22 protein-coding genes are annotated in these 23,335 nt (G+C 37.5%); 9 read left to right on the forward strand and 13 right to left on the reverse strand.

Annotated elements, in window-relative coordinates:
- Positions 1-3: 3 nt before the first annotated feature.
- The 13 genes from CLV94_RS05150 to CLV94_RS05210 all read right to left on the reverse strand — a co-directional run bounded on the left by CLV94_RS05150 (position 4) and on the right by CLV94_RS05210 (position 13,567).
- A complete protein-coding gene (locus CLV94_RS05150; protein ID WP_121375358.1) occupies positions 4-1,629 on the reverse strand; it encodes a PAAR-like protein in 1,626 nt (541 codons plus the stop codon).
- Between the two features lie 21 nt (positions 1,630-1,650).
- On the reverse strand, positions 1,651-2,400 hold the full coding sequence (locus tag CLV94_RS05155) for a hypothetical protein (RefSeq protein ID WP_121375359.1): 750 nt from the start codon (positions 2,398-2,400) through the stop codon (positions 1,651-1,653).
- A gap of 14 nt (positions 2,401-2,414) precedes the next feature.
- Positions 2,415-4,325 (reverse strand): phospholipase effector Tle1 domain-containing protein, encoded by a 1,911-nt coding sequence (locus tag CLV94_RS05160; protein ID WP_170148752.1) that lies wholly within the window; start codon positions 4,323-4,325, stop codon positions 2,415-2,417.
- Between the two features lie 38 nt (positions 4,326-4,363).
- A complete protein-coding gene (locus CLV94_RS05165; RefSeq protein ID WP_121375361.1) occupies positions 4,364-5,476 on the reverse strand; it encodes a DUF2931 family protein in 1,113 nt (370 codons plus the stop codon).
- Between the two features lie 11 nt (positions 5,477-5,487).
- On the reverse strand, positions 5,488-7,296 hold the full coding sequence (locus CLV94_RS05170; protein ID WP_121375362.1) for a type VI secretion system Vgr family protein: 1,809 nt from the start codon (positions 7,294-7,296) through the stop codon (positions 5,488-5,490).
- A 23-nt stretch (positions 7,297-7,319) separates the two neighbouring features.
- Complete coding sequence (locus CLV94_RS05175; RefSeq protein ID WP_121375363.1) at positions 7,320-8,051, reverse strand: tetratricopeptide repeat protein; 732 nt, start codon at positions 8,049-8,051, stop codon at positions 7,320-7,322.
- Positions 8,052-8,064: 13 nt separating this feature from the next.
- Positions 8,065-8,640, reverse strand: coding sequence for a hypothetical protein (locus CLV94_RS05180; RefSeq protein ID WP_121375364.1), 576 nt, complete (start codon positions 8,638-8,640; stop codon positions 8,065-8,067).
- Entirely contained in the window at positions 8,640-9,581 is a 942-nt protein-coding gene (locus CLV94_RS05185; RefSeq protein ID WP_121375365.1) for a polymorphic toxin type 23 domain-containing protein, read from the reverse strand. The genes CLV94_RS05180 and CLV94_RS05185 overlap by 1 nt, the downstream gene beginning before the upstream one ends.
- An 11-nt stretch (positions 9,582-9,592) precedes the next feature.
- Positions 9,593-9,988: a type VI secretion system tube protein TssD gene (gene tssD / locus CLV94_RS05190; RefSeq protein WP_121375366.1), complete on the reverse strand. Its 396-nt coding sequence runs from the start codon at positions 9,986-9,988 to the stop codon at positions 9,593-9,595.
- A 114-nt stretch (positions 9,989-10,102) separates the two neighbouring features.
- Positions 10,103-10,489 (reverse strand): type VI secretion system tube protein TssD, encoded by a 387-nt coding sequence (tssD, locus tag CLV94_RS05195; RefSeq protein WP_056067940.1) that lies wholly within the window; start codon positions 10,487-10,489, stop codon positions 10,103-10,105.
- Positions 10,490-10,691: 202 nt separating this feature from the next.
- Positions 10,692-12,059: a DUF5458 family protein gene (locus tag CLV94_RS05200; RefSeq protein WP_121375367.1), complete on the reverse strand. Its 1,368-nt coding sequence runs from the start codon at positions 12,057-12,059 to the stop codon at positions 10,692-10,694.
- A 7-nt stretch (positions 12,060-12,066) separates the two neighbouring features.
- Entirely contained in the window at positions 12,067-12,531 is a 465-nt protein-coding gene (locus CLV94_RS05205) for a hypothetical protein (protein ID WP_121375368.1), read from the reverse strand.
- A gap of 43 nt (positions 12,532-12,574) precedes the next feature.
- Positions 12,575-13,567, reverse strand: a complete 993-nt coding sequence (locus CLV94_RS05210; RefSeq protein ID WP_121375369.1) for a PKD domain-containing protein — start codon at positions 13,565-13,567, stop codon at positions 12,575-12,577.
- Positions 13,568-13,973: 406 nt separating this feature from the next.
- On the opposite strand from CLV94_RS05210, the gene CLV94_RS05215 reads away from it, so the two are divergent.
- The 9 genes from CLV94_RS05215 to CLV94_RS05255 all read left to right on the forward strand — a co-directional run bounded on the left by CLV94_RS05215 (position 13,974) and on the right by CLV94_RS05255 (position 23,292).
- Positions 13,974-14,567 carry a C40 family peptidase gene (locus CLV94_RS05215; protein ID WP_121375370.1) on the forward strand — a complete coding sequence of 198 codons (594 nt, stop codon included), beginning with the start codon at positions 13,974-13,976 and terminating at the stop codon, positions 14,565-14,567.
- 7 nt (positions 14,568-14,574) lie between these two features.
- On the forward strand, positions 14,575-15,501 hold the full coding sequence (locus tag CLV94_RS05220) for a hypothetical protein (RefSeq protein WP_121375371.1): 927 nt from the start codon (positions 14,575-14,577) through the stop codon (positions 15,499-15,501).
- Positions 15,498-16,361: a TssN family type VI secretion system protein gene (locus tag CLV94_RS05225; protein WP_121375372.1), complete on the forward strand. Its 864-nt coding sequence runs from the start codon at positions 15,498-15,500 to the stop codon at positions 16,359-16,361. Before CLV94_RS05220 ends, CLV94_RS05225 begins: the two co-directional genes overlap by 4 nt.
- A gap of 10 nt (positions 16,362-16,371) precedes the next feature.
- Positions 16,372-17,556 (forward strand): hypothetical protein, encoded by a 1,185-nt coding sequence (locus CLV94_RS05230; protein ID WP_121375373.1) that lies wholly within the window; start codon positions 16,372-16,374, stop codon positions 17,554-17,556.
- A gap of 25 nt (positions 17,557-17,581) precedes the next feature.
- A complete protein-coding gene (locus CLV94_RS05235; RefSeq protein ID WP_121375374.1) occupies positions 17,582-18,094 on the forward strand; it encodes a type VI secretion system transmembrane protein TssO in 513 nt (170 codons plus the stop codon).
- 11 nt (positions 18,095-18,105) lie between these two features.
- Positions 18,106-20,565, forward strand: coding sequence for an AAA family ATPase (locus CLV94_RS05240; RefSeq protein ID WP_121375375.1), 2,460 nt, complete (start codon positions 18,106-18,108; stop codon positions 20,563-20,565).
- Positions 20,534-20,965, forward strand: coding sequence for a GPW/gp25 family protein (locus CLV94_RS05245; RefSeq protein ID WP_121375376.1), 432 nt, complete (start codon positions 20,534-20,536; stop codon positions 20,963-20,965). Before CLV94_RS05240 ends, CLV94_RS05245 begins: the two co-directional genes overlap by 32 nt.
- Positions 20,966-20,974: 9 nt before the next feature.
- The gene (locus CLV94_RS05250; RefSeq protein WP_121375377.1) at positions 20,975-22,825 is read left to right on the forward strand and encodes a type VI secretion system baseplate subunit TssF; all 1,851 of its coding nucleotides are present in this window, start codon (positions 20,975-20,977) and stop codon (positions 22,823-22,825) included.
- A 77-nt stretch (positions 22,826-22,902) separates the two neighbouring features.
- Positions 22,903-23,292 carry a hypothetical protein gene (locus tag CLV94_RS05255; protein WP_121375378.1) on the forward strand — a complete coding sequence of 130 codons (390 nt, stop codon included), beginning with the start codon at positions 22,903-22,905 and terminating at the stop codon, positions 23,290-23,292.
- Positions 23,293-23,335: the final 43 nt, after the last annotated feature.

Here is a 23,335-nt window from a genome sequence, read left to right on the forward strand (position 1 = left end):
CAATTACTTCTTTTGTGGTGGGTTTTTCTTTTCGTATTCTTCCAGAATTTTTGTCGCTTCTGGGTCTTTTGCTGCTTTTTGTTTTTCTAGATAGGCTTTCGCTTCAATCTTTTGAGCCTCGTTTCCGTTCTGAAGCATTAGATCAAAGTGCCTGATGATATCAAACACGCCTTTGGCTTTTCCTCTTGCGTAATTGCTTTTACGATTTTTCTTTCCGCTGGCCCCGTCATATTGGTTGACACAGTTGATTACCATATCAATGTTGTCATCTTGAGCGTGATCTTTGGCATATTTTTTATTCTTCTTTGTACCGTCATTCCAAAAGTAAAGGGCCGACTGTGTAGCATACATGGCATTGCTTGAAAGCAACAGATATTTTCCTTGCAGTGCCACTCCTGGTTTTTCTTCTGTAAAATCGATAGCGCCAGAAGTATCTCCTGTAAATGTGTTTTTATTTCTATAGTTCGTAAATGAAACATAGTTGCCGCGACCGGTCAATTGTTTGAGGCCTCTTCCTTTGAATTTCCAACCATCCCTTGTCAGCTCGTCTCCGTTTCCTAAACCACGCTTGTCTCCCGGATAAGGAGCATAGGCTCTGGACATCAGCGGAACTCCAAAATTAGAATGTGGTTTTAAATAGATATGATAGTCTACTGTTTTATCTGCCTTCAGAACTGTTTTAAGCAACTTATCATTTCGTTTCTTTTTATCTTTTGGATCAGCTTCACCAGAATATTTTGCATACAACTGAATATCTACTACCGTTGGTTTTTCGCTAAGTAATAATGTACTGAGCTGATCGTTGGTTTTTGCAACTTCAGCACCTTTAGCATCTACAATCTTAAAAATAGAAGTCAGATTATCTTTTAATGATTTTACTATGGTTTCGTCAATAGTAATACCTTTTGAACTGAAGACTCCTGGCGGATTTGAATAGTCTTCGTATTCTGAAAATGTTTTAAAATTAGCACTCTCAACACCAATCTGAGCAATGAAATGTGCCTTTCTCAAACAAGTATCTAGACCAAAGTCTTTTCGGTATTGGTTCAAATATGGAAGAATAGAATCTATAATCTCTGTCTGTTTTGCAGTAGGTTTTTTTAATCCTATAGTATCTAAAATCAAGGCTGATGTAAATTCTTCCTCACAATGCTTGCATTTATACGGTTCGTCTTTTTTAGGCAGCGGTGCAGCAGGTGGGACTTGGGCAGGCTCGCTTTTTTGACCACTATCTGTAATTTCAATCGTGCTTCCGCCATAATTGCACGGAATGGTACTTTTCTTTAATAACGGAAATTGATCCTGCACTTTGAGCGTTCCGACATCTTTCCATTCTCCCAACTGCATTACGGAAGCGCACGGAGCAGCACTATTCGGGCTTTTGGTACAGGTTCCTGTAAAGATCAAGCTTCTGAAATCTTTTTCGACAACCGTAGCTGTCAATTTATCTTGGGTTGTGGGCGTGTCGAAGTTGACCTTCAAGATTCCTTGAGGATTCGTGCAAAGTTTGCATTCAATTTTAGCCATATCGATGACAAGTTTTAGGTCTTCAGAGACTTTGTCTTCTTTTTCGCGTTCTTCTCGCTTTTCGGCTATTTCTTTCTTATTATTTTCTTTGACATCTTCCATGGCTGCATGTTTTTTGCTTTTTTACCCTAAAAAAAGCGTGGCATATTTGATAGATTGCATACTGTCTTCAAGCTCAATTAAAGCCTCTTTCAATTGATACTCTTTGTATACTAATTCGCCTTCATATTTATACAAGGCATTTGATCTGCCGTTTATTTTATATCTTACAAAATCTTTCTTTTCTGGATGGATCTGCTCTGTGACTTCGCTATTTTTAAAATCTTCGGCTATTTTTTTTCTGACAATTGGCATTTCCCATAAAAGATAATTCCCGAATAAACCATGAAAATAAAGTCCGAACATTTTATAGCTTGACAAAAATTCAATCAGCTTGGTCTCGTCTTTTAGAATCATAGCAATCTCACTAAAATAGCTTTGTATAAAGCTTCCTTCGTATTCTTTTTCGAGCTCACGGCTGGTCTTTTGCCATCGCGAACTTAGTTCTGCCTTATTAAAAATACGAACAATCTTTCCAGTATAATCAACGCCGGCTTCAATTTCGTCGAAAGCGTATCCAATCTGTTTTATCAAATATTCATCGGCTACGGCTACATTGCTTTTTATCGAGATTTTAGCTGTAAAAATCTGATAAACATCCAAATATTCTGCTTTTCCAATCGGCATAATCTTTACGTCCCTGATATACGATTTTTGTATAGGACGTTTTTCAATCGAAAAATCATCTACTATGGTTTCAAATCGGTAACTATATCGAGCTCCAACCTTTGGCTGAAGGTGGTATTCTTTTAATCCGTGGACTATAGAAATCATTGACTTTAAATCTTTTAATGTTCTCTTCGCTTTCTGTCGTTATTGGGCTCCATTCCAAACCAATCTCTGGATGCCGACCAATGGAAATATTCATTTCGCAATTTTCTCAAAAGCGTCTGAGGATGATAGGCTGTTACTACAACTTCTTCTAAAGTGGTTGTCCGTATATTTTCGTCTTGTTCTAGTTGTGGCTGTGGATCTTTTCCTAATCCTGGAGGCATTGTAGGCCAATACTGTCTTTGTCCATCAAATCCAGACGAATTTTGCTCTTGATAGATTTTGTTCTTTTCCATTTCTTCGAGCATCTTCTCGAGATTTTCTCTATTGATTCTGTCCTGCTTTCTTTTTGCCAGTTCTTCATCGCTTACGAAATCCCATTCTGGAATTTCATCCTTCATATAGCCTTCCATATAGGATTTTGCGCTTACTAACAACGGATGGCCTTCCACACTATATTGAATTGTCAAATCATCGATCAAGGCATTGCTTTTTTCTTTCGTCTTCATTATCTCCTTGCCGAATTCTTCCATAAAATGCAACGGCAAGTAGCTGTATTCTTTTTTAAGATAGCGCGTTCCGCTTAGCTTTCTATATACAAGGCCGCTCGTCATGAAATTCCAAAACTTATTGTTTATCTCTATCTGATCATCCTTAAACCAACCTCCGGCAATCAGCTCGTTCATATAACTCTTGAGCTGCCAAAGCGGCTTGTGATTGGACGTTTCTATTTCGTCTTTATATTCCGTTTCCGTTTCATAAGCGCCACCGATATCGCAATGCACGCCTGGAAGGTTCTTTTCAATCGCTCTGTCTTTAATCTGGCGGATTCTTGTCAGAGAGAAATTTTTTCGATGTTCGTCTTTTGCCGTAAAATGCACCATTTTTTGAAAATAGCCCAAGTTATTCAATTGCAGTTCTTCTACATCGTCATCGAAATGAGTTGAAACCACCTCTGTGGCCGCTTTCTTAAAAAAACCGTCGTCTTTTAGTTCGCCATTTACGTCGTATTCGCCTAGCCTTCCTCCAGATTCTCCGTAGGATGAAACCGTGTCATAAATACCTACAAATCTTACGACGAGTATAATGTCTTCAAGTTCTTCGGGGGTTATGTCGGTATTTTTAAGAATACTGTATCCCAAATGTCCCATTCTTGGAAGTTTTCCTTCCACCAGAATTTCAGAATTTATTTCCAAACCGTCTGCATCGCCTATAGTTCTTCTGTATTTTCTGACCGGCATTCCTTCTGAATACGGGTTAATTGGATAATAGCCATCAGGCATACTAAACGGTTTTGGCTCGTATTCTTTTTTTACATTTACTTCATGGACAAAATTTCGGGCAGAAGCTGCACCACGGCTGAAACCAAACGCATCTATAGTAATTTTGGTCAGTACTTTATTTCGGTTATTTCCTTTTCTTTTTTCTTCATTAATCTTGTTGGACATGATTTCGCAGGCCTTTCTTACTTTGGCTCTGACTCCCGTCAATCCAGCTCCGAACGCAAAACCATCCTGGCTGTCTTTCTGCTTGTCATCTGTCCCCATACCTTCGACATAAATACGATATTCCTTGTCGCAATATTTCCACATTCGGGCTACGTTGGTGTAATCGTTGCTATAGCTGTTATCAGTTCCCATCTTATCCATGTAGGTTCTATGGGAGCCAATCAAATATTGTTCGTATTCGGTAGGGTTTGCAGGAACACCTCTTTTCATTAGCTTTTTGTAGGCTTCTTCGTCTCTTTTTACGGACTCAGAAATCTGGTCGTCGGTTAAATTTTCAACACCGCCATTCCTATATTTTCTTCTAAGCTCTGTGTTTGTCTTGTTGTTCAATGTTCCATCGATAAAGACACCAAAAGTCAGTTCCAGCTCTTCTTCAGGAGCTTTTGATTCGCCAGTGTTATATACAAAACTTTTACCCATGGTCATTCTATTAATTGTCGCAGTCCAAAATTTTCAATCTATTTTTTACGAGATTTAAAAATATTGATGTTATTTTCTTTTAACGGTATTGTCTTATCATCAGTTTTTAACGCTACAGTTACATACGTATTTGTCTTATTTACGGTAAGCACCAAGGTTGCTTTTGCATTCGGGTCGCTTTCATAAATAGATGCAAATGCATTGAAAATTTCTTTTTCATTAAAATCGAGAGAACCGCCGTAAAGCTGTCCGGCTTGATCGTGCCAGCCAAGACTTAACTGTTTTGGAATGGCTCTTTTTGCAACTGATTTTTCAGGAAGGTTTTCAGGAAAAATTTCATCGCGTTCACCATTAAACAACATATAGCTAAAATCGGCTACCTTTCCTCCGTTATCGACAACAAAATCAATTTTCCAATCGTATGTTTTTCTGTAGGTGTCCCATAACCCAAAAGGGATCGGTTTATTTTGGTTTGCTTTTTGGACTTCCAATGGCACGAAGCTTTCTTTCGACATAATCCTTTTGACATTGGCTTCATCAAAAAGAAGCTTATCATGGTCGTCAAGCTTGCTTATTTCTTCTTGAGAAATTTTGATTTTAGACGCTTGATATCGGCCAATTTCTACTTGTTTTGCAGCGCCAGCCAGCCAAATGACAGCAACTCCGCCAGGAGCAAAACCTACGATTATGGTTCTATAATTTTCTTTTCTCCTGCCCCACTTTTTATTATTTTCTTCATAACCTTCTTTGAATAACTTCACCATTTTGTCATGGTCAATTTCAGTATCGATATCGTAAAAAACGTTTTCTGCGTAAGAAATCCAAGTCACATTAAGTCGATTAGGAACTGGTTTTTCTCCAGAGCTCATACCGCTTCCGAGTTCGCCCCAATTGCCTGCGTCTGGACCAAGACTTAGGCTTACGTAGCTTCCGTCTTCTGCTTCGAGGCCGCCTTTGTAGACTTCAATCGGATACCCTAATGGACTATTGATGTTTTCTTCCCAGTAAAATTTTTCTGTATCCATTATTTTTGTGCTATAATCTTTATTTGCGTTAGCTGTATTTGTGTTTTTTGCATTATTTTCTTTGCAGGAACTACTGCAGGCCAATAGCAGCAGTAAAACGAAAAAAGAGGGTCGTATTAGTTTCATTTTTTGCTGAATTAGCCTTTGTTTACTTTGGCATCTATAGCTCCGAGCACTTTAGCAACACCCGCGCTTTGGAAAAATATATCTCCTTGTTCTGCCTTGTGTGTTGTCGTTCCGGTATTTTCTTTCAGATCGCCGTTTACTTTGACCGTCTTGTTTTCGTTGATTGTCTCGAAAGCTTCTTGGGCTTGCAGTCGGTCTTTCATCGTAACGTTGGTCGTCCTGTTTTCGCCAATATTCGTAATCATATCTTTTCCTACGGAAATATTAAAGTTCTCTCCGATGGTAAATGTCATATTTTTGGGAGCATTCACATTGATGTTGCCTTTGCCATCCATCAGCCACGTATTGCCACTCGGATCTTCAATAAAAATACTTCCTTCGGCATCGTTCATGATTACTTTTGTGCCCGATCGGGTCTGAATTACTTTTTTATCATTTCCAGAGGTATGGTATTCGCTCAAAGCGGCTCCATTATACATTGCTCCTAATACAAAAGGCTTTTCAGCATTGCCGCTTTCAAAAGCCACGAGTACTTCTTCTCCGACTTCAGGGATAAAATAAAATCCCTTTCCTCCGCCAGAATGCGGATTTGTCATTCGAATCCAAGGCGTATTTGTACCTGAAATTTTCTGCCATGCAAAAGCGACTTGTACTCGTCCAAGACCAGCAGGATCATCGTTTGAAATTACCGTTGCAGGTTGTGATTCGGCGACCGGAAAACTGTGTACGTTCCCATAAGGCGGCGAAGCAACAGAATCTGGAACGGCATCAAAGCTATTATGGTAATTGCCCGATTCATCGCAAATGTGCATGATATCGGTAATAATATAGCTTCCGAAATTTTGCTCCTGCAATCCGTCAGACAGGTTACCCGTCAATGAAAAAGCAGGTTCTTTGATATTAATGACATCGCCTATTCGAAGTCCAGTTTCATCAGAATCTCCTTTAGCAGTCACTAAGTCTGCAGAGCGAGATTGCAATTGGGTTGTGACACGGTCGGTCAGATGTGTTTTAGAATTTCCTTCTTCCAGCGAATGCGAATACAGCATCGTTGAAGTATTTGGGAATAGTTTTTTTGAGGATTCAAATACAGATTTCGAGTAGCCGTTTGGCTCATAGTTGACTTCGGACGAGCTTGCGGTTTGGACTTCCCCATTTGAAGGATCATAACCCAAATATTCGAATCCAAGCGACTTTGCCCGCATTTCGATATTGAACGAATGCAAAGTCCTTCCGTATTCTAAAGTAAAATCTTTGGATTTCGGCTTGCCAAAAACCAGTTCTTCGCCATTGAAATAGAACCATTGTCCTTTTTTCTGTGCAATCCTGCATAAAAACGAAAAGTCACTTTCAGAATATTGGACAGTGTACGGCAAAGTAGCGTCTTTTTGAACAGAAACAGCAGGTTTCAAGCTATCTGCAGAATAACCGCTCAATACCTCTTGAACGATATCAGAAAGTGATTTATCTGTATACGATTTGATATTTGGTGTTCCTTCTAATAAAATAGTCGGGCTGTATCCGTTGATAATTATGCCTCCCGAAGCTCCAGCTGTTCTGACCATCTGTGCTTCTGTGATAATACCGTTGAAGGTCAATGGCGAAGCTGTCATCATATTTGACGGACTAATCATGATCTTTATAGATTGCCCAATATAGTTTTGGGCTTTGTCGATGGCTTCGCCTACAAATTCCTTAGGCAACGGTTGCAATAGCGAAAACCTGTGGTGCGTATGTACTTTTTGGTCAATCACTAATTTTGAAAAACGGGTAAGAGTTTCTCCTGCAATTTCTATTTTTATCTGGGTACTGATTGGCATGATGCTACTTTTTTAAACTTGTGTTATTTCTTTTCAGAAACTGTCTTTGAAATCGATTTCAGCTTCTCTTGGGCTCTGGCATAATCGGGCTGGATTTCTAATGCTTTTTTATAATCGGCAATTGCTTGTTCTTCTTTGCTTAGTTCTAACAAAAAGTCACCTCTATTTGTAAATATCTGGGCGCTTTTGGGTTCTGAAATTATGGCAAGATCGTATGCTTTTAAGGCTTCATTTTGCTGATTCATATCGCGAAATAGAGAGGCTTTGAAATTATAGCCAATGCTCCAGTTCGGGAATTTAGAATTCAACTTTTCGATGGTTTTCATGGCTTCTTGGCTTTTATTATTTTCTGCCAAGGCTGTGGCTTTGTTTATATAAAACCATTTATTGTCTGGATTTATCAGTAAAGCTTCGTCAAAAAAGACTAAGGCTTCATCATATTTCAGTGCTTTGGCTTGCAGCTTGCCAATGAAATTTTTTATATCGGCATTTTTTGGAAATTTTTTATCCATCTCGATTGCGAGCTCTAAGGCTTTGGCGTCATCATTATTTCGGATGGCCTGCGCTACTTTTTTATTTAGGTCTTGAATTTCTTGGGGAAAGGTTTTGATTCTCGCAGAGAGTTCTGAATTTTCCGCTTTTATTTCTTGAAGATAAGCATTATCAAAATCAGAAACGACATATTTTTTTTCTTGACCATACGATTGCATAATCAACAAAAAAAATAGGAGTGCATATATTTTTCTAATCTTCATAATTTATAATTTTTTACCAGCCTGGCTTCAAATTTTCAAGCTCTGATTTTTCCAATGGAAGAAATACATACGTTGCCTTATAAAAATCTGTAAAATATTTATCATTCAGCTTTCCTTTACCTTCGATGGTTTCGGTAACAATTACCAGCTTTCCATTTTCTACATAACCGTAACTATAAACAGCCACATCTCTAGGAACTGTGATGCGTTCGATTACAATTTTATTTCCTTCTAAATGATAATATCCTTCCAAATGTGTCTTGAATCCACCTTTATTTGTAGAAGCAATATGCTTCTTAATGCTTTCAAGATATTCTTGACTTGTATTTATCGACTTATCCAAGTCAACCGTAAGATTTGCTTGTCCTGTATTATAAAATTTATAGAAAATATGTTCGTCAGCTTTTCGCTCTCCTGTGTCTTTATTCCAAACAGATTCTAAAACGTAAACCCCATCAGTCCGTAGGGGCGTATTTGGGGAAAGAAGAAAATTTTCTTCAAACAAACGGTAGTCTTGTTTGGTATACATGCTTTTTGAACAAGAGAAAAATGCGACTGCCAGTAACATGATTCCTATTTTTTTTTTCATCAAAATCCTGTGTTTATATTTGGTCCGGTCTGTACTTCCCAATAATTTGGCCTTTCGGATGGAATCAGATGAAAGTTAATAAATCGGTGGATCAAGTCTTGCGAATACATATGGCTTTGTCCAAGACCATTGATTCCAAAACTACCTTGCGGCGTTCTGGCATGAAAAGAAGTCCTTCCTTGGTTTAAATCAAAAGAATGGGCATTCGGATTCCAAGCGACCCCGCCTCTTTTTGCATTTAAAAATTCCTGACCCACTTCTGAAGCCGAGGTCGGAGTATAATTGAATGCTTTATCAGAGAATTTTTCAAATCCGCTGCTTCCGATATGTCTTTGCTCAAATTCTTTAAGGCTACGATCTGCAGCTTCAGAATCCAGAACATTTTCAGAATCGGTATCAGCCGTAAAAACGTCGCTAGCTACTATCATTTGGTAGCTGCTTCTGTTGTTTCCGACAATGACTTTTCCGCCTCCTGTCCACCAACGATCATGTCCGTCTGCAATGCCTATTTTTTTGAAGCCTCCAAAATCATTATAAAATTGGAATCCAAAATCACTGGCTCTTAATTGCAAAAAACCGACCTGCTGGTTTCTGTTATTATTGTTTAGTATCAAGCTGGTTCCGAGTGTCGCCGAATATCTATAGGTATCTTCCATTCCGGTTCCGCTCTCCATATGCAAAGGATACACAGACATTGGGTTTGCATGTCCTCCACCAGCCGTAATCTTGCCTGTCAAGACAGTGTCAAAATTCATGGCATTGCTGTCGGAGCGCGTACCAATACCTCCATTATAGGCATTGATAGCAATATTGATACCTGGTTCAACCGGGCCAAATCTTCGACTAACGCCAACGCCGGCCGTACCGCTGAAATAAGATTTTGGACCTCCGCCGAAATGCCAACTCAACCCTATAAAAAATTTAGTATTAAGTTCGTCCATAAAACTTTATTTTAGAATTTCAATGGCCAGTTTCTGGCAAATTGTGAACCGTTCATGTTTATTTCTTTAGCCGAAATTACGATCTCGATTTTCATAGACATCGTATTATAGGCAATGAAAAGTTCATCATATCGGATGCAATAGGCTTCTTTGAATTGGAGCTCGCGCATTTTTGAAATAGCATCTCGCCTGTAAAAGGTCAATTTTCCATTTTTGGTCTGCGAATTACTAACCATCCAATCAAACAGCATTGTGCTTTTTGTAGATTCTACAACAATTCGGATCTTTCCACCGGCCGGATCGGCAGATGGCTTACCGCTTTTATCAGTATCTTGACCAAGAGTGCATTGAAATTCTAAGACATTCAACACCTCTCCGTCAATTTCAAGCTTTGCTAAAAATGACATAAGTAGATAGATTTAAATAATTAAAAAAACTGCAAATAGTAAGATATAATGATAAAGGGAATGCAGTATTACAAACCCTTCATCATTAAAAACTTTAAAGTAATTCTAATTGAATTAAACCCATTCATTAATGTGCTCACCGCCGCCCATTGAAATTTCTTTTGCAGAAATTGTGAAAGTCTCGGTCAATGGATTACCATCTTGAGCATCGAAAGATTCTCTGTATTTTACCAGATATCCTTCCTTGAAGTTCATTTCTTTAAGTTTAGCGTCTGTATCACGCTTCACATACTGGATTGATCCGTCTTTTCTTTCGAAGTTGTTGGTCATCCATTCAAAAAAGAATGAATCTCCAGTTGATTCGACAGTTAAATTGATTGTTCCCCCTCTGGTAACAGATGATGGGCGACCACTAGCATCTACTTCTTGATGCAAATCATACGAAGCGTTCAAAATGTTTAATTCCTTTCCGCCAACTTTTAGTTTTGATTTGAATGACATAATAAAAAAATTTAAAGATTAAAATTTATTAATTGTGATAGAAGTTGGGGGGATTTTCTATTCTATTTTACTTTTATATTTTGGTATTCTAAGATAGCATTTTTTTGATACAAATACAATTAATTCGACGTTAAATTATCAAAAATTAATCTGCAATACCCTGTATATTAATATTATAAAATTGTTATTTGAAATTTGCTATTTATTTTGATTCTGCATATTCAGTATCCCAATCGTTTCCGTCATCGCCTTTTTGGCCGTCCATTTTAATAAGGAAATTTTTAGCTGGGAAATACGGTTTCAATCGGATATCCAAAAAGATTCTGTCTTTTTGATTTGGGTCTTGCTCAAACCTTTTGATTTCAAAATCTTCAATCAGCTTATCTGGTCCTGCAACGTTGTCTAAGAATTTTACGATCTGATTTAAGATTTCTTTTCTGGTTTTTGCATTGAAGTTTTCAAAAGCTCTACGGTTTAAGAAATCCATCAAAACTTTCGTCACATAGTCAAAAACACGCACTACAGAATACGTCTGAAGTCCAAGGTTGTCTCCGTTAAAAAGCGTCTTTCCAGAAAAAGCCATTACTTTTCCGTATTCGTTTACCATCGGAATCAATCCCAAGTTTTCAAGATTGGCAATTTCGCTTTTCTTCAAGTCAAACTTAACACCGTCAACTTCGTTGATTCCTCCGTATTTTTTACCGGCCGTTACTTGCGACATCAAAGTATTATAAACTTTTCCTGCCAAAGCCGTGGAAGGTGGAATGTATAAGTGATCGGCTTCTTCAATCTCATCATGTTTGCCACGACCCACAAGCCAGTTGCACGCCATCATAACATTGGAACGGTAGGTATCACCTCCTGTTAGGTTTGCCGATTCGAACATTTCCATTACATCATCCGGTTCGTCTAAATGTTGGAAATCTGTAATCAACATTACTTTATTGTCATAGGCAATTTTGGCCCATTTTTCAATCACTTTGTTGGATCCCAAATAACCTGGAATAACCAAAAGCGAGTAATTCTGACGCAAATCTAAACGGTCAAAGCCATTTACCAATTCTTCTTGGATGTTATCGATGAAACGCGAATTGTCAAGATCTTTTAACTGATCCAGCTCAGCGTTCATGATGGAAATATTTTTGACTTTGCTTTCTTCTGTATTTTTATAGAAAAGAGAGATTGTTCTGTAGTTTTCTTCTAATTCTTTGGATTCAGCAACAGCGATAGAAAGATTTTTCTTTAAGGCTTGTTCTGCAAGTTCTGATTTTTTAGTGCTTTCAGAAACCAAGTCTAATAAATTGTCTGTCGTTTTTAAAGAATCAGCCCAAAGTTTCAAGACTGTTTTCAACGCTTGGCGCTCGGCTTTTTTGCTGCTTTCGCTTAAGAAAATATTTTTACGTGCCTTTCTTTCTGGATTTAAGTTTTGTACGCCTTCGATGGCGCCCTCCAGAAGGTCAAAGCCTCCGTACTGTATAAAAGATTCAACATTTTGCTCCAGAGTTCTCGTTGAACGTTCCTGACTCGCCAATGTATTATTCGTTGCTTTAGTGTTTTCTTGATTTGCCATGGCTTACTTATTTATCAGTTTGTTCGATTTCTTTTATTAATGCTTCGATTGTTTCGATGATTGATTGTCTAGCTTCAGGATCTTGAAGCGCCAGCTTTAGAACTTTGTTGGTCTTAAGCTGTTTGATCATTTTTTGATATTGCTCATTTTTAGTTTTTAAGTCTGCCAAAAACGGACTTTGTGCAATGAGCCCATTGATCGAAAAATCGCCAATATTTTTAAATCCTAATTCTTCGCGGGTAATTCTTCCCTCGTCATCTTCAAAAGCCACATTGATTTTTGGGTCAAAGTGTTCGAAAACTTCGTCCATATTTTTTAATCCTGTAACAATTTCTGGCCGTACAGGCGTATTAGGTGTTAATTTCTGAGCGATTAAAGTTTTATTTTGAGGGATTTCAAGGATACTTTCCTGACCTTCTTGTCTGACTTCGTTACCCCCAATTCCATAACTGTTTGAAAATGAATTCGCCATGCTGTCTAGTATTAAATGTTAATGTTAGTATAGAAAAAGAGCTTTAAAAAATAGTCTTATATCTGTAGTTCAAGTTGATTATAGTGACACAACCATCTTGGTCTTTTTGCAATTCGATTTTTTTAATATTGATATTCCTGTCTCTGATTGCTTCATCTAAATCTTTTAAAGAAATCGTCTTGCCATTGCGTAGCTTGACTAGCGGCAGGTCGTCTTCACAGAAATATCTTTTTACGTTTTCAAAAGAAAGCTTGTCTTCGCTGATGCCTAAAAGTATTGCTTTAAACTTTTCTTCATTCAACCCGGCAAGTTCCGGACTGCGTTTTGGAGCATCGGGCAATTGCTTGAAATAATCGCCAACGATATCTGCTCTAGAATTGCTTCTTCTTTCTAATCTTTCAGAAACGACATCTTTTACTTCTTTTTTGGCAGGCAGTACTGTTATTTTTACCTGCTTTACATATTTTATGTCGCCATTAACGACTAACGAAACTATTTTTTCGCCTGGAATTCTATATACATAGGTAGGATTCTGGTCAATCGCATCAATTTTGATTCCGTCTCCAAATCTCCATTCCCACGATTTAGCATGCGAAGTAGAGTCTTTGAATTGCACTTTTTCTCCTTCATACACCACTTTTGGGGCATAAAATTTAGGCAATAGACTTTCATCAATCACATCATTTTTCGGAAGAATTGTGATTGTTTTTTCAATAGTACAGTTGTTATTGATTAAAAGCTTTACAGTATATTTTCCGGGTTTGGAAAAGGAATGCGCGACTTTTGAGCGGTACGAGATTTTACTTCCGTCGCCAAAATACCATCTCCACTCATACGAGTTAGGCGTATTATCTGAAAAGGTAATGAGCTCCCCTGCTTTAAAGGTTGGAGCATCAATCTTAAACTCTTTAACAGTACAAATCGCTTTGTTGTTTATTTTGAAGGCCAGTAAGCCACAAGAAATGACAAAAATTATAATGAAGAACAATATAATTTTTCCATCAAAGTGGGTTTTTATTTGATTACTCTTATTCATTTTATAATATTGGTAAATTATAAACTGCTGGGGGCGATAAATAAGCGAAATTTGTCTTATTCCAAATTTATAAAAATTTCCTTTCGTTTTTCATGTTAAAATACTTTATCAAAAAAATTATTGTTAAAGTGACAATGAATTAACATATATTTAAACCGTCAATGCTTGATTTTACTACCTTCATAATTAATGATAATATTTTGTTAAATTCGCTTTATCCAAATGTTAATTGTGAGTTTTGTGGGTAAAAAGTATTAATTTAACATCATAGAAAAGGATTTTAAATCCTAAATGTATAAATTAGTTCCCAAAATTTTTAGGTTTAAATAATCAGCTTCCCCCTTCAAAAGCACAAAAGATTATTTAGCTATTTTAGTAAAGTTTCTGAACTAAACCGCCGTTAATTATGTTTAAAAAGATTGTTTTTTTAAGCCTTATGCCTATATGTTTTGTTTCTTGTCTGCCTAAAAAAGACTTTGCTATCACCGATGATTTTGTGGCTTCGCAAGCTGGAAGCACAAAAAAAGGAGCTGGCAACAAACACACTTACAATACTGTTTTGAGCGATGAGGACAAAAAATATTTCGCAAAAAAATTAGAAGTCAGCGAAACAGAAATATTAAATGAGAAACTATATAATTTTATAAAAAGCTGGGAAGGCACAAAATATGTTTATGGGGGAGAAACGCGAAACGGAATCGATTGCTCAGCCTTAATGCAAGAGCTTTATACGTATGTGTATAAAAAAGACCTTCCGAGAACCGCTTCAGAAATGAGCATGGACAATAGGATTGAATTGTTTAAGTCTAACGAAAAATTGCGCGAAGGAGATCTGGTTTTCTTCAGAATTACTGAAGAAAAAATAATCTCTCATGTTGGAATTTATCTTAAAAACAACAAGTTTTTTGCGGCAAATCAAGTTGGAGGAGTTGAAATCTCAAGCTTAAAAAAAGCTTTTTGGAAAAAAAATTTCGTAGCCGCCGGCAGATTTAAACAATAATTGGGGTATGATAAAAAATCGCTTTTTTGTTGAAAATTACAGAAACTTGACGCCTTTTGACTTAAGGGTCGAGCTGTTATTTGATACGCTTTTAAAAAACAGGACCGACGACCTAGATGTGGTTCTTAAGCCGAATGGTGTTTTTTACAGGAAATTCAGCAAGGACACGATGAACATTACTACTGATGTAAATGATTCAGACATCTTGAACATCGATATCAGTCGTGATGGATTCTATGATATCTTGCCTGAAAGCATCACGCACAATTACAGAAATCGCGATCAAAGAAATGATGCTTCGCAAGAATTTAAAATCCGTAAAAAGGAAGAAAAAGAAGCTCGCCATTTCTATAATCCTTTAGAAAATGAGCTATTCCGATTCCGACACCAGATTGAACGATACGAGTCCGATTTCTTTTCAAAACTAAGCACGAACGGAATTGCCGATATCATCAGGATGATTCTAGGCGTAGAAAAAAACATTCCCGATCTCTTGACCGTAAAGATGTTTTACGCTTTGATGAAGCTCAAAGGAAATTCTGGACAGAATATTTCTGACATTACTGCAATTCTTGAAAAAATATTGGGCGAAAAGATTTCGTATACATCTAAAAACATCCAACTGGAAAACGGCCATGATGTCGTAGAAGATTCGGGAGAAATGATTATGGGAATCACGACAACCTTGCAGAGCAATCAGGAAATTTTTCTAAAGAAATATAATTTCACTATTGGACCTTTGACGAATCCCGACAACCTCCCTAATTATTTCAACGATCAAGTTCTAGAAAATTTTTTAACCACGTTCTTTAACCTTTTTCTTCCGTTTCAAGTACAATATTCTTTTGAAATCCAATTAAATTCAGAAGACGAGCTATTTGCAATGGATGACACAATTTATAAATCAAGACTAGGAATATCAACAGTAATATGAGAAAATATCTAAATCAAATTGGCGGGGGCGAAACGCTTGTCTATATCTTTTTAGCCATTGCAATAGCGATGATTATCAGCATGTTTATTGGCATGAAAACGCCAAAATTCAGACAAGAGAAAAAAAGCTTCTTCATCTATATTATTTGCCAAGGATTAATGCTGTTGATTTTCGGCGCGATTTTATTCAATTTAAAAGACACGACAGTTAATATCCGATTCATCTCATTTCAAGTATACCTGCTCATTGCCGGAGCCGTACATTTAACTTTTTTCTATTTGTATTTCAAGCAATTTGAAGCCAAAGAACTCTATAAAGAAATCTTCATAGCCATTGTTTCTGGAATTTTCTTGGAAGCCTTTGTAATCATGCTTATCGGACATTTCCAAGAGTTAGTTTATATGTACTATTATCTTGGGACGATGTTGTTCTTTTTGGTTCCAACATTTTGTTTTACGCTTTTCAAAACCGCTATTTCGATTCCGGCAAAGCTTCACAAAAGATGGTTCTATCCCGTAAATACGAAATATCCTGCGCCGCAAATTTCTGAAATGCGAAATATAATTATCGTAAATTTAGTATTCACGAAAAAAGCAAATGATTCAACAATCATAAATTTCAAAGTAAAAGCGCCACGTGCTTTCGACTTTGGAAAACTGTTTTATTATTTCATAAACGATTACAACGAGAAGAATCCTAACAGCCAAGTCCGTTATCTGGACGACAAAAACCAGCCGTATGGATGGTATTTCTACACCAAGCCAAAATGGTTCAGCTCATCCGATTACATCGATCCTGATTTAGCAATAGACACCAATAACATCAAAGACGGAGCAACGATAATTTGTCAACGAATATAATTTTTTAATTATGGCTGAAAATATAAAACACTTTCCAGTAAACTGGATTGATGGAATGAAAATAAACAAAAATCACTTCATCACCTTGCAGGACAATATTGAAGATTTGGTTCGCGATGCGCGAAATTTAGGCGTAAACGAACTGAATTATGGCTTGATGTCTACTAACCTGACACGGCCTTTCCAATATTCAATCTCTATAGATGCGCATAATGAACTGAGCGTAAGCATCAAGCTTATCAAAGCGGTAACACCTGGCGGCGGAAGAATTGAAATCACCGATTATACAGGCGAGTTCAATGAGAAAATCGAATTGAAAGATTTTGACCTAAAAGAAAACAATTACTTTCTTTTGCTGAATGTTGATCCGTTTCAAAGAATACCGACCGGCGAGCAGAACATGGAGGAAGTACCGCCACGTTTTCCGAATGCGATGTCGCGCTATTTCCTGACAAGCGTTATCGAAAGCGAAGTAAACCAAAATAATATCGGCGCTTTGCAATTTCCGCTGGCGAAATTCAAAACTTCGGCCAACAGTTATGAAATCTTGACGGATTATATTCCGCCTAGCTTGACGGTCAACAGCCATCCGACATTGATTACCTTGTTTGAAAATTACGAATCGTTCTTCAAACAGATGGAGTTCAATGCCGTTCAGATTTCTCAAAAAATCAGATTCAGGAACAGTACCGAAGACGAAAACTTAATCGCGAACATGGTTTTTGAAGCTTGTGAAAAAATCCTGAGCTACGTAGCGCAGAATATCACCAGAAGCAAATGGGAAAACTTCTCCATGAAACCGATGGAAGTTCTAGAAAATACCGTAAGCTTGGCACGAATCATCAAGAATAGCTTTGACTCTTTTTCTGGAGATGGAAAAGAAATGCTTTTCAACTATTTTTCAGAATGGACAGAAATTTCCAGCGGGGATTATGAAAGGCTTTTTTCAGAAACCATCAACACCAAATACAAAGCGTATGATATTGAGCCAACCGTACACCAAGTCAATAATTTTATTTCAAAAATAGATTACCTGTTCAATATCTTAAACCAGCTAGATTATATCGGCAAAAAACGCGATGCCGGAATTTTTGTTAATGAAAATATCGTCAGAAACGAAAGAGTTAGCTTTTTCGGCAACGACGACAAAGACAACAATCCGCCAAACTCAGCGCCAACTTTTTTAGCAGAATAAACCAACCCAAAAATCTACACCAACAATGGATATCTTAAATAGAAAAGAACGAGCTTCCGCATTCCTACTGTTCCTGCTGATGTTTATCATCACGACCGGAGTATTGTTTTTTGCGATATTTTTTAACTACAAATTGCCTCTAAAAGAAAATGAGGTCTTAAAAAGCGAAAACGACCGAATCCTGACCGAGTTTAACTTCCAAAAACAATTTTCCGACAAGATCGAGCATATCGGAGTATTGATTGATTCGCTGGACAAAGCTCCTGAAAGCTTTCAGTTTATCGAGCAGAACATCAGCTTTGAGCTGGTAGACCTAAAGGAAAAAATTCCTGCTGATTCTGACCAAAGCTTGAAGCTATACGACAATGTAATCATAACCATCAATGATTTGGTAAAAACCAAAAAGTTGCTGCTGCAAGTCAACGATTCTAAAAAAGAAATCGATTTGCTGAACAAACAGCTGAAAGAATACGAAGAAGAAAACAAGGAATTACTCCGTGATCTGCGATTGACACAACAATTGAGAAGAACTAACTAAATTCGAGAATTATGATCACAGAAGACATCTTGCAGGCAATCCACATTGCAAAGCAATACGCTAAAGACAATTTCAATCAAAAATATTCTCCGGCACATTTGCTAAAGGCGCTTTTGAATCCTCAGTTCAACTTTATGAGAGAGCTTGATTCTAAAGGAATTGATGTTTTCTATCTTGACGAATGGGCTGATATCCGAATCAGTGAATATGCAAAAGCTTCAAAGCCAAGCGATGATCCGGCTCCAGACAGTGGCATGAATGCCATCCTTGCCGAAGCAGAAGAAATTGCAAAAAAATCAGGCGATGAAATCAGTTTTGTGCCTATTCTAAAAGCATTGGTGACTCCAGGCGTTGGCTTTTCGCACGACCAGCTAAAATCCTTGCCGTTGACTCCAACTGATTTATCATCACTTTATGGTTCCGGAACCGCAAGCACGCAGTCTAATTCTGAAAAAACAAAAATCAATCCAACAGGAAATTCGTCCACATTAGACAAATATTGTACGGACAAAATAAAACATTATAAGTCGAAAGAATCAATTCCGATGATTGGCCGCGATGAAGAATTGAAAACAATTACAGAAATCCTGAACCGAAAATTGAAGCCACACGTAATCGTAATTGGCGAATCTGGTGTAGGAAAATCAACGCTTATTGAAGGTTTCTGCGGAAAAATTGCCGATAAAACTATATTGGCCGCCTTTAATAACGCCAATGTTTTTGAAATCAACATCGGTCCTTTATTTGCTGGCGCTTCCTACAAAGGAGAAGTCGAAGACCGTCTTCAGAAGATTTTCAATGAAGTAAAAAACTACGAAAAGCCGATACTTTTCATCGATGACATTCACGAATTATTCGACTCCAATCAAGGAAATGGAATCGGGAGCATTATCAAATCAGAACTTTCCAAAGGCGACATTACGTTTATCGGAGCTACAACTACAGAAAAATTCAGAAAATCGTTAGGCAAGGATGATGCACTTTCCAGAAGATTTGAAACGCTGGAAGTCCATGAACCGAATCAAGATCTGGCTTTGAGAATGATTAAGAACGTGATTTCCCATTATCAGACACATCACGATTTCAGCATAGACGAAGAAGGCTTGAAAGAATCCATTCGACTTTCAAAACGCTATCTAAAAGAAAAATCATTGCCGGATTCGGCATTGGATTTAATCGACAGGACCATGTCTTCTTTGAAAGTAGCCAAAGAAACTATTAAAAAAGAACTTCCAGAACTCAAAAAACAGCTTACGGAAATCAATGATATCATTGAAGAATTAGAGAGAGAAGAAAAAATCGTCTGGCTCCATTCCGATATCCAAAATAAGACTGGAAAGCTTTTCAGCGACAGCGAAGAAAACTTTTCATCAGTTGCAAACGAACAAAAAATCGCGCACCTAGAAGGGCTTTTGGCCAATATGGAACGATTGAATGACGAAGAAAATATTGTTTCTTCTTCTCACCTGTCGCACGTCGTATCAGGCATTACAGGAATTCCAGCAGGAAAAGTAAAATCCGACGAACGTGAACGCTTGCTTGACATAGAAAACACGTTAAAAAAGAGAGTTATCGGCCAAGACCATGCCGTAAAAGTAGTTTCAGATGCCATATTAGAATCCCGTTCAGGATTGACTAAACCTGGACAACCTATCGGCTCCTTTTTCTTCCTTGGACCAACAGGGACAGGAAAAACAGAATTGGCAAAATCGCTGGCTGATTTCCTTTTCGGAGATGAAAATGCGATCATTCGTTTGGACATGTCAGAGTTCAAAGAAGAACATTCTGCTGCACTTTTATATGGTGCGCCTCCTGGCTATGTAGGCTATGAAGAAGGCGGACTTTTGGTTAATAAAATCAGACAAAAGCCATATTCTATTGTACTTTTTGACGAAATTGAAAAAGCACATAAGTCTGTTTTTGACGTCTTTCTTCAAATTTTGGATGAGGGAAAATTGCACGACAGATTGGGCAAAGAAGGTGATTTTTCGAATTCGGTGATTCTTTTCACGTCAAATATCGGTTCTGATTTTATCGTCAAATCGTTTGAAAAAGAGATCATTCCAAAATCAAATGATCTGATTCAATTGATGACCGGGTATTTCAGGCCTGAATTTTTAGGACGTCTAACCGAAATCATTCCGTTTGCGCCAATCAGCAGAAAAAGCGTTTCGAGGATTTTTGACATTCACTTAAAGAAAGAATTGTTGCAATTACTAGAAAAATTGGACATCACGCTGCATATCGACGAAAAAGACAAAGAACAGATTGCCTTGATGGGCTTCACGCCAGAATACGGCGCACGACCAATCAAAGGAACAATCCGAAATCAGCTGAAAAGACCGCTTTCACGCATGATTATTTCCAACGAAATCAAAAAAGGCGATACGCTCAAAGTCACATTGAATGAAGAAGGAGAAATTAAATTTACGATAGAAAATGAAAGACCTATTCTACAAGATTCCAATTGATTTCAAGCGATTATCAAGCGGCGAAGATTTGAGAAAAGTCACTATCGAAGAATCTCTGGCGCAATATATTTCCCTGATCATCACAACGATTTTCGGAGAATACAAATACGATGACGAGTTTGGAACTGTTATCTGGGAAACCGATTTTAATCTTTTGGCGAATGCCAATCAGCTAAAAGACATGATCAAAGAATCTGTTCATGAAAAAGTAAAAAAATACGAAAAGCGCCTGATTGTTACCGACGTAACTTTAGGCGTAAGCGAAGACACCGTAAGCTATGAAGCCAATATCCGCGTAAAAAAACGCTTGGACATTGTAGTTTATGGCGTAATCAAAAAAACAAACCAGCCGTACTATTATAAAAGCTCCTATTTTTTAGCGCCGTTTTCATTTAAATAAAAAGCATCGATGAACCAATTATCAAAAGACCAAATTAAGGACCGATTACTCAAGCGCGCCGCCAAACAATGGGGCTATTCCGATGTGGAGCTGGAAAACGTCTTTGACCCGATCGTTAACCTGCTTTTTGATGTCTGCGCCAAAGAATTGGAGAAAATTTCCAATGAAGTTTTTTCTAGCCGAAGAAGAATTACCGAGCGTTTGGTAGACATCTTGACTCCGACAGCTTCGGCAAAAGCCACTCCGGCACGCGCCATTGTAAGAGCCTATCCTGTCGAAAATGAAGTAACTTTAAACGATTACCATCAGTTTTATTTCCAAAAAAAGGAAGCAAATCCTTATAATCCTACCGAAAATATAATCAAGAATTATTTTTTCGGCCCTACAAAACCTGTAAAATTAAATCGCAATAAGCTCAATTACGTAATACTTCCAAACGGCGTACAACAGGTCGTAAAGGAGCAATTCAGGGAAACTGTAAGCAGTAATAATTATATAAAGCCTGCTCCTCACGGAACCATCTGGCTTGGACTGAAACATCAAGGCGACGGTATAATCAAAGATCTGATGTTTTATTTTTATTTGAAAAACATTCATGACCGCAATACTTTTTTCCACTTCCTGCCAAGAGCAAAATGGTATTTGGGCGACCATCAGCTAATGACGGTCCAAGGATACAATAATGACGAAAAATATGACAACAATTATGGTGAATTAATCCAGGAAGAATTTTATCATATTGAAAGGACTCAAGAACACACGAATGATTATTACAGAAAGAATTTCATCACGATAAAAGACATCATCAATATCGGCGACAGTCATTACTCCATACCACCGGAACTCAGCAGTTTTATCCCTGCAGAAGATTTGAAAGTTATGGCCGATGAAAAGCTGATCTGGATTCGTGTCGAGTTTCCTAACGTAATCGGAAAAGACATACTTTCTGAAGTTTTTTGTGCCAATAACTGCTTTCCGGTCATCAATAAAAAACTAAATGAAGTTCAAGGAAACATCAAAAGCCTGCTGAACATTTATCCTTTACATCTGAATGAGGAGTTTTTTCTAGAACTTTTTTCAGTGGCAGACGACAAGAACAAGGAATTCGATGTAATCAAAAACGATGACGAAAAAGGCGACAATGATTATGCGTATCTCAGATTTGGCGGAATAGCTCGTTTTGACGAAAGAAATGCAACTGAAGAAATCAACTATTTAATTGATTTGATTCGCGATGAAGCGGCAGCTTTTTCTAGGCTTGGCCATGATTTTACGGATAATAACCTGAAAGAGATCAATCAAATCATTTCGCGTTTTAGGAATAAGATGTCGCAGGTTGGCATGCAGAATATCAACAATCCTTACTTAATCCTGAATACAGCGAGCAATACGAACAAAGGCACCTTATTTGCCAAATATTGGACGACAAACGGAGAAAGTGCTAATAAAATCAATACGTTTTCAAGATTGGTTTCGCATAAAGGTTCTGATTTTGAAAGAGACAACATTATGTTCTTATCCACTACTCAAGGCGGAAAAGACGAACTTTCGAATTCGGAGAAAATCTATGCGTACCGAGAAAATCTGGTTTCCAATCAAAGAGTCGTAACGCGTCAAGATATCATCATTCTTTGCAAGAATCATTTTGGCGATGCCATTACTAGAGTCGATGTAAAAAACGGCATACAGACGAGCTTAGACAGCAACGTGGGCTACACGCCTACCATCGACATATATCTTGAACGAAAAGACAAGGAATATTATAATGAAGAAGAATGGTATTTCTTGAGCGAAGATTTAAAGTTGATGATTGAAAACCGAGCAATAAACATAGTTCCTTTCAGGATTATCTATTCTTAGACCAATAAGAATTTCGTGAAATTTATTTCATCTTGTCGTTTTTTTGTTATTTTTATAAAAAACTAAATTATAACCTTATGAAAAAACTAATTTTTACGGTAGCGATAGGCAGTATGTTACTCGCTACATCCTGCAAAAAAGAAGAAACTGTTACAACTACAGATGGTGATGGCAATACAACCGTAACAACAACGACAACCAAAAGCAATCTGGATCTCGAATTGAGTGAAAAAGCAAAAGCGAATCTGGATGAAGCCGAAAAGAAATTAGCCGAAGCAAAAGCAAAAGGCGATAAAGAAGCCGAAAGAATAGCTCAAGCGGCTGTAGACAAAGCGAAAAGTGCTTGGGAAGCTACAAAAGACGGCATAAAAGAAACTTCTGAAGATATTAAAGAAGGAGCAAAAAAAGCCAAAGAAGATATGAAGGAAGGCTATAACAATACTTTAGAGAAAGCTAAAGTCGAATAAAAAAGAACAACAAAACAAAAAGCCCATTCTTTCGAATGGGCTT

Source organism: Flavobacterium endophyticum, from assembly GCF_003634455.1.
Classification (GTDB): Bacteria; Bacteroidota; Bacteroidia; order Flavobacteriales; family Flavobacteriaceae; genus Flavobacterium; species Flavobacterium endophyticum.